Here is a 12,098-nt window from a genome sequence, read left to right on the forward strand (position 1 = left end):
AAAAGTTTTGATCTGACATTCTGCTTAATCGTAATAGTAAATATTATCATCACCGTTATCAGCTCCGGCATCTTCACCGCCGTTATCACCGCCGTCGCCGCTTCCGTCATCCGGAACATCGATTACTCCGTCATCCGGATTCTCAGTGGTACCGTCCGGGTTCTCCGGATCAGGAGTTGGAGTGAGCTGTTCGTCAAAAATCTCCATTTCTTCTTCATCTTCATCATAATCATAGAAGTGCTGATCACAGTAATCGGTTGGTATGGTTCCCACATCGAAATATTCCTCTGTAACCGGGCAGCCGGCTCTTGGAAGAAGTCCTGTCTCAGAACAGATGCTGATCTGCTCAATACCGGACGGCTGTTCGAATTCCTTGTATTCCATTCCCTGATGGATACGGTTCATAACCTTGCGCCACAGGGTCTTGTGGAAGTTGCGGGCATCGCCTTCCGGCATCTTCTGGTTGCCGTCGTAACCGGACCATACTGCACAGGTGTAATATGGGGTGTAGCCTACGAACCAGAGATCATTGTAATCCTCTGTAGTACCTGTCTTACCTGCAACTGCCATATTGTCAAGCTGGCATGCAGTACCGGTACCGTTCTGTACAACGTCCTCCATAGCACTGGTAAGAAGATAAGCAGTGGTCTCCTTGATTACGGAACGTCCTGCTGAATTGTTCTCAATGAGTACGTTTCCATTGTGGTCAAGGATCTTGGTGTAGTAAACCGGCTTGATATAATTGCCGTTATTTGCAATGGCTGCATATGCTGCACAAAGCTCTACGTTGGTAACACCGTAGGTCAGACCGCCAAGTGCTGTAGGAAGGTTGGCATCTGTAAACACATTGCCGTTGGCATCTGTGTCAGCCTCTGTGCCATGGGCAAGAGTGGTGAAACCAAAGTTATCCAGATATTTCAGACCAAGCTCCGGGGTAACATCCTCGAAACACTGGACTGCAACGGTATTGACAGAATTACGGATCGCGGTGCGGATGGTAGTGGTACCATTGAAGGAACCGCTGGCGTTGTTGACCGGAGCGCCATTTTCATAAGTGATAGGCTCATCCTCATAAGTGGTAGCCAGAGTCATGCCCTTCTCATTCAGAGCAGGTGCATAAGTGGATACGATCTTGAAAGTAGATCCAGGCTGACGGGTACTGTCTGTAGCACGGTTCAGCGTCAGGCTGGCTGTCTTCTCACCGCGTCCTCCGATGATCGCTTTCACATATCCGGTATGCTGGTCAATGACGGTCATTGCTGACTGCGGCTGAGGTATGAAATTCACACGCTCTGCCACAACTGTGCTTCCGTCAGAAAGGATATCCGCTTTGTAACGGTCTACATAGGTCTGTGCCTCATCCTGAGAGTCAAACAAAAGGTCAAAGGATGAATCCTCGTTCTGGAAGTAGAGCTTCAGCATTTCCTTGCTGTAGTTGACCTCTGTGCCGTCAGGCTTCTTCACAGTAAGGGCATATTCCAGGGAATACTGCACATAATCCGGATAGTTGGACGGATCTGCGTATTCTTCATTCAGAATATTCTGAATGTCAGGATCCTGGGTGGTCATGATCTTCAGACCGCCGCTGTACAGAAGGTTCTGTGCCTGGGTCTTGGTATATCCCTTGATATTCATCAGGTCATTGACAACCTGCTGGGTAAGCTCATCCTCGAAATAGGAGTAAGTCTTGCTTTGAGACTGTGTATTGTAAGCCTGTGCTTCCTGAATGCGGGTATAGACATCATCATTAATGGCTTCGTCATACTGCTCCTGGGTGATATATCCCTGATCCAGCATGTGATCCAGAACTTCCTTACGTCTCTTGGCATTCTCTTTCGGGTTCTCAATGGGATTGTATTTGGTAGGAGCCTGGGTGATACCTGCGATGGTAGCACACTCAGAAAGGTTCAGATCCCATACATCCTTATTGAAATACTGGCGGGCTGCTGCCTGCACACCGTAAGCGCCTGCACCAAGGTTGATGGTATTCAGGTAATTCTCAAGGATTACATTTTTATCATTGATCTTCTTCTCAATCTCAATGGCAAGGTACTGCTCCTGAAGCTTACGCGTAAATCTTTCAACTTGGGTGGACTCGTTGGTCCAGTTGGTGAAGACATTGTTCTTCAGAAGCTGCTGGGTAATGGTACTTGCACCCTCTGAAAAGCCTCCGCTGGTAAGTGCTTTCACACCGGCACGGAGAATACCTCTCACATCGATTCCGTTATGCTCGTAAAAACGCTCATCCTCAATGGCAACGACTGCATGCTGCAGATCCTCGGGAATCTGGTCGATGGATACCGGAAGACGGTTGGCATTAGGTGCTGCCAGCTTACGGATCTGGTTTCCATTGCAGTCGTAGAGGAAAGTAGCATAGCCAAGGGGCATGATGTCCACTTCATCTACATTCGGTGTATTGGCAAGGATTCCGCGGATGGAACCGATTCCAAGACTGGATACCCCGACGCAAAGGGCAATCAGACCGATGAAAAGGACTCTGATAAACGAAACATGAGCTCTTTTCCCCATCATGGACGAGCGGGAAATAAGAGAATTCCGCTTCTTAGAGGCCGATTTTTTTCCGTAGTTCATGATAAACCTCCTTTATAATCCGTTCTATTATATCAAATCTCAATTCGTAAATAAACCCTAAAATCGAATATTTCTGTGAACTCTTTACCAAATTCGTTCCCATCTTAAGGCATTTTTTCCAGAAAAAAGAATTTCTATGCTTTATTATAGCAGATGGTGGGCTGCTCTTTTGAAAAATGCATTTTCCTGGGGTGGAAACCAGGGAGAATTCATGTTAAACTATAGGAAAACGGATGTCCAGGCAGGAAATGGACATCTGTGGAGAAACAAGCTTGGAGGTTCCGGTATGCTGGAAAATTATAAGACCATCTATGCTGGCGGTGAGGGAGAGATCACAGAGAAAAAATCCCGTTTTATTGCCACTGTCCGTCTGGTAGAAAAAGAAGAGGACGCTCTTGCTTTTATAGAAGAAATGAAGAAGAAATACTGGGACGCCAGACATAACTGTTACGCCTATTCCATCGGGGAACACCGGGAATTTACAAGATGCAGTGATGACGGCGAGCCCTCAGGAACTGCAGGCAGGCCTATGCTGGATGTGATTCTCGGAGAGGACATCTACAATGTAGCCGTGGTTGTCACCAGATACTTCGGAGGCGTGCTTCTTGGCACAGGCGGTCTTGTGAGGGCTTATTCCGGAGCCGTGCAGGCAGGCCTTGGGGCAAGCAAGGTAATTGAGAAGCATCACGGCATTTCCCTGGCGCTTACAGCGGATTATACAGCCATCGGCAAGCTGCAGTACATTGCCGGGGAAAATCAGCTGCCCATTCTTGACACAGAATATACGGACAGAGTGATTATGCACCTTCTTGTGCCAAATGACCAGGCAGGAAGAATTGAGAAAACCATCACAGAAGCCACCAGCGGAAGAGTGAAGATGGAGAAGGAAAAAGAGTTGTATTTTGCGGATGTGGACGGCGAGATCATAGTATTTGACCATTAAAAATAAAAATGCTCAGGGAATATTCGGCAGCTGCGAATTTCCCTGAGCATTTGTGCACTCATATGTGATTTATGATCAGCATTTCTCTGGTTCCGGATAATCTACGCCGAAGGTATCCACTGTCATGGATTTGATCTTCTGTTCGTCAAGAGGTCTGTCGCTGTAGTCGGTATCGGTCTCGGCAATCTTGTTCACAACATCCATTCCCTCGATCACTTTGCCGAAAGCAGCGTATGCGCCGTCAAGATGCGGAGCATTCTTGTGCATGATGAAGAACTGGCTTCCTGCTGAATCCGGATGCATGGCTCTTGCCATGGAAAGAACGCCCTCAGTATGTCTTAAGTCATTCTTCACGCCGTTCTGTGCGAACTCACCCTTAATGCTGTATCCCGGGCCGCCCATTCCGGTTCCGTCCGGGCATCCACCCTGGATCATAAATCCGCAGATAACGCGGTGGAAGATCAGTCCGTCATAAAAGCCCCTCTTCACAAGGCTGATAAAGTTATTTACAGTATTCGGTGCGATTTCCGGATATAATTCTGCTTTCATCACATCGCCATTCTCCATGGTGATGGTAACAACTGGATTTGCCATAGTTTAATCTCCTTTTTCAAAAAGTATTGTATTTCGTTATTCGTTCTATTATAATATGCAAAGAACAATTCTGCAAGGAAAAACGGTTAAAAAGGAGCTTTACAAAGCTATGATAAAAGAAACATTCAGCCCCGAGGAGACCTTTTCATTTGGAAAATGGATCGGGGAAAATGCCCTTCCCGGTCAGGTATATACCCTGGTTGGAGATTTAGGGGTAGGCAAGACGGTTTTCACCCAGGGAGTGGCCGCAGGGCTTGGCATCACAGAGCCTGTGAACAGTCCCACCTTTACCATTATTCAGGAATATGAGACAGGGCGCATGCCCTTTTACCACTTTGATGTATACCGGATCGGGGACATTGAAGAGATGGAGGAAATCGGCTACGATGATTACTTCTACGGAAACGGAATCTGCCTCATCGAGTGGGCGAACCTGATCGAGGAAATCCTGCCGGAACACATCATTGAGATCACCATTGAGAAAAATCTGGAGAAAGGTTTCGACTACCGTAAGATCACGGTAACCGGACTTCCGGAATAAAAGTCCCCGGACAAGACTTCCGGCTTCAGAGAAAAAAGCCAAAAGCGGGGCAGACAAGGAGAAAATATGAAGATTTTAGGATTAGACAGCTCAGGAATCGTCGCTTCCGTAGCCATAGTGGAGGAGGACAACCTGATCGCCGAATATACAGTGAATTACAAAAAGACACATTCCCAGACACTTCTTCCCATGCTGGATGAGCTGGCGAAGATGACAGAACTGGACATGGACACCATTGATGCTATCGCAGTAGCAGCAGGACCGGGCTCCTTCACCGGACTTCGTATCGGATCTGCCACAGCCAAGGGACTTGGTCTTGCGTTGAAGAAGCCTCTTGTGGAGATCCCCACAGTGGACGCTCTGGCGTACAATTTATATGATGCGAAGGCTTTGATCTGCCCGATCATGGATGCAAGAAGAAGCCAGGTTTATACGGGAATCTACCGCTTTGAGGACCATAAGCTGGTGACGGTGGAAGCACAGATGGCAGTGCCTATGATGGAAATGATCGACAAGCTGAATGAGAGAGGGGAAGAGGTAATCTTCCTTGGAGACGGTGTTCCTGTTTTTGCGAAAATGATCCAGGAGAATCTGAAGGTGCCCTATTCCTTCGCACCTGCACATGTGAACAAGCAGAGAGCCGCAGCAGTCGCAGCTCTTGGCGCACTCTACGCGAAAGAGGGCAAGGTGGTAACGGCCATGGAGCATGTGCCGGAATATTTAAGGGTTTCCCAGGCTGAACGGGAACGTGCGCAGAAGCTGAAGGAGCAGGAAGCTGCAGGCGAGGCTGCAAAGAACGAGGTGCAGCCATGATCCTTCGGGAAATGCTGGTGGATGACCTGGAACAGGTAATGAAGATCGAGACAGAGCTTTTTTCACCGCCCTGGACCAAGGAGGGATTTTTTACCTATCTCACACGTAAGGACGCCATGTTCCTGGTGGTGGAAGAGAAAGGGGAAATCCTGGCTTACTGCGGGCTTCTTATGGTTCTGGATGAAGGGGACATTACCAATGTGGCAGTGCGTCCGGACAGACAGAGAGAGGGAATTGGGCATTTTCTCATGGACAGCCTGATCCGCCTTGCGGAACAGCAGGGGATTACCACCATCCATCTTGAGGTTCGTGTTGGAAACAGGACGGCAATCCGTCTTTACGAAAGAATGGGATTTACAAGAGACGGGATCCGCAAAAAATATTATACGGATCCCGTGGAAGATGCTTTACTTATGACGAGGCAGGCACAGAAGGTTCCACAAAATTAAGAACAAGGCTGCAAGACAGCTGAATATAAGACCAAGGGACTTACCGGGCGCATGGAATTCAAGTACGATTTCATGTGCCCCTTTTTGTAAAGGAAATCCAACGAAGGCTTTGTTAACCTGAACCGGGGTCACTTCAGTGCCGTCCACATAAGCTTTATAGCCATTAGAATAGGTATAGGAGGTAACGAAATAGCCATCCTCTGGCATGGTAATGGTGCCGTTTACAATCTGTTTTCCAGCGGTGTCATGTTCTTGAAACGTTACCACTCCCGGATGGGAAAGGGCAGACAAAGGAATGGTGTAAGCGGAAACATTTTTTATTTCATAATCCCCCTTGGAAAATGTGATTTTCAGGGAATCCCGATCCTGGTCACTGGATAACATATAGCTGAAGGTATGATTGTTGTTTGGATAAGGAGCCAGGGAACCGGAAAGCCGGTTGCGGACGCCATCAATAATAATAGAAACGTCCCGTTCCCCGTCGTATTCTACATCAAAGGAAATCAGCAAAATAGTGGAAGCTGTCAGCGTTTCGGGCAGCTTTTTCTCCACTGTGATGTTCTTTTTGGAAGTTTCCCTGGAGAAGAAATCTCCGGGAAGCGTGTAGTTCTTCATCTGGGAAACATAGGGCGTGGATTTTAATGCCGTATCATCACTGGCACCAGAAACAATCGTACGGTTTGCAAGGGTATCCAGGTTTTCCGGGTAGGAAAGCTGGTCGTAATCGTCCTCTGTCATCAGCGCCGTGCTTCCATAGGCAAAGGGCAGAACATTTTCATTTTCCGCAAGCACATGTCCCTCTTTTTCCTGAAGCACCGTGTATCCGGCAGGAACCTTATCTGCCTTGGTCTGAATGTAGCGCACGCCCATCAGGTATTCCTGGAAAGGATTTTCATCGGCAGTCATTGCCACACGGTTGCGGATGCTGATGGGCATTTTCAGAATGTCATAAATCAGATTGTTGTAGGTACTGTTGGTAATAGAAGAATACAGGGTACTCTTGTTCTGATCTCCGGTGATCACATAATTGGTATTGTTGGAAGGATGCTCAATAATGTCAAAACGTGACTGCGTATTTTCACAGTAACCTTCCAGATCCTCCTGGGAAAAATAATCCCTGGATTCATCAGAGCGGGAGGCGTACCGTTCTTCCTGACCCTTGGCAAGATAAAGCATAGCCGGGACCGCGCAAAGAAGAACCAGTCCGCAGATGTTTGCAAAAAGCGGCCTGCATGGAAGAGAAAACTCCTTCTTTTCCAGGAAAAGGGAAATCGTCACCACCAAAAGAAGCAAAATCAGGTCAGCCATAGTAAGGTGACGCACCTGGTCATTGCGAAGCAGGAAAACAAGCTGCACGATCACCGGAATGGCACAAAGCAGCGTCAGGGGCAGGCTGTGGCGTATTTTTTTCAAATGAAGGCCTTCCAGCGCCTGGGCTGTGAGATACAGGATCAGGGGAAGGAAAGGAATCAGGCTTTTGGGCCGCACGTATAAAGTTGCATTTAAGATCCAGTAAAAAATGTCAAAAAACAGCAGTGCAAAAATAGCAATGGCAAGCTTGCGGGTCCTTTTTTCCCGGATACAGAGAAACAGGGCATAGAGGCAGATTACCGTAAGGCCGCAGCCGTAAGGACTGTAAAGGATGCTGTCAAGGGTTGGGTTCACACCCAGGATCTTTAAAAGGGAGGTGCTGTTTCCAGTGTCTTTTTTGTTCCCCAAAATAGCAAGTCCGGTTGGCAGAAGGAGAAACATGTTCATGGATACCGCAATGGACACGTCGAGAATATAGTTCCACCAGATTTTATGCTTTAATTTTTTACGGATGGTTTCCTCTGCATTCTGGAGGAAATCCGGCAGCAGATGAAATATGTAAAGAATGCACGCCGTAAAGCAGGACGGGAAAAAATAAAAGCTGTGCAAAATGCAGAAAAACAGGGAAATCACCAGCCCTACATGGGGACGAAAACGGTATTTTGCGGCTTTTCGCACATCCAGGATCTGATCCAGAAACATAAAGGCCAGGATCAGAAATGGCATATAATTTACAAACATAATCTGTCTGTGCGCCTGGAAAAAGCAGTTTGCAGTGAGATAAAAAAATCCGCATGCAAAGCTGGTAAAATCAGAAAATCCCTTTCTGTGAAGCCAGTAATAAATAAGTCCTCCGCCCAAAAGAATTTCCAGTATGGCGTATCCCTGAATGAAATAGGCCATTGCAATACCTGGGAAAAGGTAGGAAATCAGCACATCCGGCCGCATGAAACCGTAATAGGACAGGGAAAAGAAGTTGGTTCCTCCGCCGAGCCCTGTGAAATCTGGAAAAAGCTGTCCGGTAGCATAGAAATTTTTTCTCATATAATCCGCAATGGTCATATGCTGGGAGTACCAGTCTGTCTGGGAACCAAACCAGGATCCCTCCGGAATCAGTCTCCAGATGAGAAAGCTTCCCGCAGATAGAAGAAGCAATAAAATAACAAAATTTCTCCGGGTGAATTTTTGAGGTCTGCTGCAGAAAATCATAGTAAGTCCTTTCTTGAGTCCTAAAGCTGTTGTGGCAGGTTGTTAACTGTAATTTTGATATCAAAACACATTGTATGCCGTTTGTCAAGTTACAGTGCCTGATTTTACAGGGAAAAGCTTAAGAGAAAAGGCGGGAAAATCTGAAGAATTTCTGAATATTTTCCCGATTCACAAGTCCAGCCACTTGTTTTAGTAAACCGCTTGTGTTAAACTTTCCCAGAGAATGTTAAATGAAAAGAGGATATTTTAATATATGTTAGATGTTTGTCTGGTTGGAACCGGAGGAATGATGCCACTTCCAAGAAGGTGGCTGACTGCCCTGATGACCCGGTATAAAGGAAGCAGTCTTCTCATTGACTGCGGTGAGGGAACCCAGGTTGCCATTAAGGAAAAAGGCTGGAGCTTCAAGCCCATTGACGTGATCTGCTTCACCCATTTTCACGGCGACCACATCAGCGGCCTTCCGGGACTTCTTCTTACAATGGGAAATGCGGAGCGCACAGAGCCATTGACTTTGATTGGCCCGAAAGGCCTTGAGAGAGTGGTAAATGCTCTTCGGGTGATCGCGCCTGAGCTTCCTTTTGAACTGAAATTTATTGAGATCAACGGTCCGGAACAGGTTTTTGAGATTAATGGCTACCGGATCACGGCATTTCGCGTAAACCACAATGTACTTTGCTACGGATATACTCTGGAGATTCTTCGTCAGGGGAAATTTTCCCCGGAGCGTGCCCGTGAGCAGGGAATTCCTCTGGAATACTGGAATCCGCTGCAGAAGGGAAATGTAATCGAGGCAGACGGCGTGACATACACACCGGATATGGTGTTAGGACCTGCTAGAAAAGGCCTGAAGGTTACTTACACCACAGATACCCGCCCAACAGAATCCATTGTGAAGCATGCCCCGGGTTCTGATCTTTTTATCTGCGAGGGAATGTACGGGGAGGATGACAAGCTGGAGAAGGCAAAGGGTTATAAGCATATGACCTTCCGCGAGGCTGCCGCCCTTGCAAGAGACGCCGGAGTGAAGGAAATGTGGCTGACCCATTACAGCCCGTCACTGATCCGCCCGGATGAATATATGGATATGGTAAGAGGAATTTTCCCCAATGCTTATCCAGGCAAAGATGGAAAAACAATGGAATTAAATTTTGAAGAGGATTAAAGAATGAAAGATACATTAATTCTTGCAATAGAGAGCTCCTGTGACGAAACTGCAGCTTCCGTAGTAAAAAACGGCAGGACCATTTTATCAAACGTGATCTCTTCCCAGATCGCACTTCATACCTTATATGGAGGCGTTGTGCCGGAAATCGCGTCACGCAAGCATATTGAGAAAATAAACCAGGTGATCAAGGAGGCACTGAAAGAGGCGGGTGTCACCCTGGATGATCTGGATGCAATCGGTGTTACCTACGGTCCCGGACTTGTAGGTGCCCTTCTTGTAGGCGTAGCAGAGGCCAAGGCAATTGCATATGCAAAGAAGCTTCCCCTTGTAGGCGTTCATCACATCGAGGGACACGTTTCCGCCAACTATATTGAGCATCCTGACCTGGAACCGCCGTTTCTGTGTCTGATCGTATCTGGCGGACATACCCATCTTGTAATCGTAAAGGACTACGGCGAGTTTGAGATTCTGGGACGCACCAGGGATGATGCAGCGGGAGAGGCCTTTGACAAGGTTGCCCGTGCCATTGGACTTGGTTATCCGGGAGGACCTAAGGTGGATAAACTGGCCCGTGAGGGAAATCCGGATGCCATTGTTTTCCCAAAAGGAAAGCTGGGGGACTGCCCATACGATTTCAGCTTCAGCGGCGTGAAGTCTGCAGTTTTGAACTATATCAACAATGCCCAGATGAAAGGGGAGGAGATCAACCGCGCAGATCTTGCCGCTTCCTTCCAGAAATCTGTGGTAGACGTACTGGTGGAGCATACCATGCTTGCAGCCAAGGACTATCATATGGATAAAATTGCCATTGCAGGCGGCGTTGCATCCAACGGTGCCCTTCGTGAGGCTATGACCAGAGCATGTGAAAAAAGAGGATACAAATTCTACCGTCCGTCCCCGATCTTCTGTACAGACAATGCGGCAATGATCGGCGTTGCGGCTTACTATGAGTATATAAAAGGAACCCGTCACGGCTGGGATCTGAATGCGGTTCCAAATCTGAAGCTGGGAGAAAGATAATGGAGCAGGGCAGATGTACAGCCATTGTTCTGGCAGCAGGACAGGGCAAAAGAATGCACAGCAAAATACAGAAACAGTTTCTGGAAATAGGAGGGAAACCCATTCTGTATTATTCTATGGAGTGTTTTCAGAAGAGCCCGCTGATCCAGGATATAATTCTGGTGACGGGAGAAGATATGATTTCCTATTGCCAGAGTGAAATTGTGGAGAAATATGGCTTTACCAAGGTTTGCAAAGTGACTGCAGGCGGAAAAGAGCGCTATGATTCCGTGTATGCGGGACTTTTGTGCTGTCAGGATACCGATTATGTGTATATTCATGATGGAGCCAGACCCTTTGTCACAGAGGAGATGATCCAGAGAGGCTATGAGGCTGTGAAAAGGACAAATGCGTGCGCTATGGGCATGCCATCCAAGGATACCGTGAAGCTTGCAGATCCGTCAGGCTATATTAAAGAGACCCCGGACCGCAAAAATGTATGGAATATTCAGACTCCTCAGATATTTTCTTATGATCTGATTCGCGGAGCCTATGAAAGCATCCGTAAGAAAGACATGAGTAATGTGACAGATGACGCCATGGTAGTAGAGCAGGAGACGGGAACGAAGATCCTTCTGGTGGAGGGATCTTATCAGAATATTAAGATCACAACCCCGGAAGATCTGGCGGTTGCGGAGGCTTTTTTGCGATATTGAACGAATTTTTGAAAAAAATAAAAAATCTTGTTGACACCAAAAGGATTTGATGATAAAATACGTTTTGCACTGACAGAGACAACCTCTTGAGTGAAGGACAACTCCTGATGTGCGAAACGGTTTTATTTGATCATTTATGGAGAGATATCGAAGTGGTCATAACGAGGCGGTCTTGAAAACCGTTTGTCCGCAAGGGCGCGTGGGTTCGAATCCCACTCTCTCCGCTTGTTAAGAACTTTGAAAAATAATTAAAAAAAGTTCTTGACAAATTAAGAAACATCGGTTATACTAAACAAGCTTTCGTAAGAGAGCAAACAACAACACAGAGAACTACTTAGTAAGTAGGACAATTTGGAGAAGTACCCAAGCTGGCCGAAGGGGCTCCCCTGGAAAGGGAGTAGGTCGTTAATAGCGGCGCGAGGGTTCAAATCCCTCCTTCTCCGCTTTGAATTTCTTTGAAAAAGAAATTTAAAAAAGTTGTTGACAAACATTTGAACATATGATAATATGAACAAGCTGTTTTGAAAACAACAGCAAATAACCTTGATAACTAAACAGTGAAACACATACGATTCTCGAAAATTTCTTTTACAAACATCATTCGAAGAGAATGAACTTTTTAGAACAGTAATGACGAGAGATAACTAAGCTAGTTGGTTGTCTTGAGTGAATCAAACATTTTATCAGAGAGTTTGATCCTGGCTCAGGATGAACGCTGGCGGCGTGCTTAACACATGCAAGTCGAACGGGAAATACTTTATTG

General features: G+C 46.8%; 10 protein-coding genes, 2 tRNA genes and 1 rRNA gene. 10 read left to right on the forward strand and 3 right to left on the reverse strand.

The genetic code is table 11. From position 1 onward, the window contains the following. Positions 1 to 24: 24 nt before the first annotated feature. Positions 25 to 2,592 (reverse strand): transglycosylase domain-containing protein, encoded by a 2,568-nt coding sequence (locus H8S54_RS05040; RefSeq protein ID WP_186901042.1) that lies wholly within the window; start codon positions 2,590 to 2,592, stop codon positions 25 to 27. Between the two features lie 286 nt (positions 2,593 to 2,878). On the opposite strand from H8S54_RS05040, the gene H8S54_RS05045 reads away from it, so the two are divergent. Then, positions 2,879 to 3,535 (forward strand): YigZ family protein, encoded by a 657-nt coding sequence (locus tag H8S54_RS05045; RefSeq protein WP_117852672.1) that lies wholly within the window; start codon positions 2,879 to 2,881, stop codon positions 3,533 to 3,535. Positions 3,536 to 3,610: 75 nt separating this feature from the next. On the opposite strand, the gene H8S54_RS05050 is transcribed toward H8S54_RS05045, so the two are convergent. Beyond that, a complete protein-coding gene (locus H8S54_RS05050; RefSeq protein WP_117852646.1) occupies positions 3,611 to 4,129 on the reverse strand; it encodes a peptidylprolyl isomerase in 519 nt (172 codons plus the stop codon). A 109-nt stretch (positions 4,130 to 4,238) separates the two neighbouring features. On the opposite strand from H8S54_RS05050, the gene tsaE reads away from it, so the two are divergent. From tsaE to rimI, 3 genes are all read left to right on the forward strand, one after another. After that, a complete protein-coding gene (gene tsaE, locus H8S54_RS05055) occupies positions 4,239 to 4,670 on the forward strand; it encodes a tRNA (adenosine(37)-N6)-threonylcarbamoyltransferase complex ATPase subunit type 1 TsaE (protein WP_117852648.1) in 432 nt (143 codons plus the stop codon). Between the two features lie 66 nt (positions 4,671 to 4,736). Next, positions 4,737 to 5,483 (forward strand): tRNA (adenosine(37)-N6)-threonylcarbamoyltransferase complex dimerization subunit type 1 TsaB, encoded by a 747-nt coding sequence (tsaB, locus tag H8S54_RS05060; RefSeq protein WP_021925660.1) that lies wholly within the window; start codon positions 4,737 to 4,739, stop codon positions 5,481 to 5,483. Then, complete coding sequence (rimI, locus tag H8S54_RS05065; RefSeq protein ID WP_117852650.1) at positions 5,480 to 5,932, forward strand: ribosomal protein S18-alanine N-acetyltransferase; 453 nt, start codon at positions 5,480 to 5,482, stop codon at positions 5,930 to 5,932. Before tsaB ends, rimI begins: the two co-directional genes overlap by 4 nt. On the opposite strand, the gene H8S54_RS05070 is transcribed toward rimI, so the two are convergent. Next, a complete protein-coding gene (locus H8S54_RS05070) occupies positions 5,891 to 8,452 on the reverse strand; it encodes a YfhO family protein (RefSeq protein WP_186901043.1) in 2,562 nt (853 codons plus the stop codon). The two genes, rimI and H8S54_RS05070, sit on opposite strands and share 42 nt — an antisense overlap. A 253-nt stretch (positions 8,453 to 8,705) precedes the next feature. Here H8S54_RS05070 and H8S54_RS05075 point away from each other — a divergent pair, with 253 nt between their 5' ends. The 6 genes from H8S54_RS05075 to H8S54_RS05100 all read left to right on the forward strand — a co-directional run. Then, positions 8,706 to 9,617 (forward strand): ribonuclease Z, encoded by a 912-nt coding sequence (locus tag H8S54_RS05075; RefSeq protein ID WP_021925663.1) that lies wholly within the window; start codon positions 8,706 to 8,708, stop codon positions 9,615 to 9,617. A 3-nt stretch (positions 9,618 to 9,620) separates the two neighbouring features. Then, the gene (gene tsaD, locus H8S54_RS05080) at positions 9,621 to 10,640 is read left to right on the forward strand and encodes a tRNA (adenosine(37)-N6)-threonylcarbamoyltransferase complex transferase subunit TsaD (protein ID WP_021925664.1); all 1,020 of its coding nucleotides are present in this window, start codon (positions 9,621 to 9,623) and stop codon (positions 10,638 to 10,640) included. After that, positions 10,640 to 11,335 (forward strand): 2-C-methyl-D-erythritol 4-phosphate cytidylyltransferase, encoded by a 696-nt coding sequence (ispD, locus tag H8S54_RS05085; RefSeq protein WP_186901044.1) that lies wholly within the window; start codon positions 10,640 to 10,642, stop codon positions 11,333 to 11,335. Before tsaD ends, ispD begins: the two co-directional genes overlap by 1 nt. A 138-nt stretch (positions 11,336 to 11,473) precedes the next feature. Further along, positions 11,474 to 11,559: transfer RNA gene (locus H8S54_RS05090), tRNA-Ser, on the forward strand. Between the two features lie 129 nt (positions 11,560 to 11,688). Next, a tRNA-Ser gene (locus tag H8S54_RS05095) sits at positions 11,689 to 11,778 on the forward strand. 237 nt (positions 11,779 to 12,015) lie between these two features. Next, positions 12,016 to 12,098: ribosomal RNA gene (locus tag H8S54_RS05100) — 16S ribosomal RNA — on the forward strand; the annotation flags it as partial.

The organism is Blautia segnis, assembly GCF_014287535.1.
GTDB classification, from domain to species: Bacteria; Bacillota; Clostridia; order Lachnospirales; family Lachnospiraceae; genus Blautia_A; species Blautia_A acetigignens.

Bases quoted from the DNA above. Each gene is read 5' to 3' on its own strand.
- H8S54_RS05075 (WP_021925663.1), top strand. From the start codon at position 8,706: ATGTTAGATGTTTGTCTGGTTGGAACCGGAGGAATGATGCCACTTCCA.
- tsaB (WP_021925660.1), top strand. From the start codon at position 4,737: ATGAAGATTTTAGGATTAGACAGCTCAGGAATCGTCGCTTCCGTAGCC.
- H8S54_RS05045 (WP_117852672.1), top strand. From the start codon at position 2,879: ATGCTGGAAAATTATAAGACCATCTATGCTGGCGGTGAGGGAGAGATC.
- tsaD (WP_021925664.1), top strand. From the start codon at position 9,621: ATGAAAGATACATTAATTCTTGCAATAGAGAGCTCCTGTGACGAAACT.
- tsaE (WP_117852648.1), top strand. From the start codon at position 4,239: ATGATAAAAGAAACATTCAGCCCCGAGGAGACCTTTTCATTTGGAAAA.
- H8S54_RS05050 (WP_117852646.1), bottom strand. From the start codon at position 4,129: ATGGCAAATCCAGTTGTTACCATCACCATGGAGAATGGCGATGTGATG.
- H8S54_RS05040 (WP_186901042.1), bottom strand. From the start codon at position 2,592: ATGAACTACGGAAAAAAATCGGCCTCTAAGAAGCGGAATTCTCTTATT.
- H8S54_RS05070 (WP_186901043.1), bottom strand. From the start codon at position 8,452: ATGATTTTCTGCAGCAGACCTCAAAAATTCACCCGGAGAAATTTTGTT.
- ispD (WP_186901044.1), top strand. From the start codon at position 10,640: ATGGAGCAGGGCAGATGTACAGCCATTGTTCTGGCAGCAGGACAGGGC.
- rimI (WP_117852650.1), top strand. From the start codon at position 5,480: ATGATCCTTCGGGAAATGCTGGTGGATGACCTGGAACAGGTAATGAAG.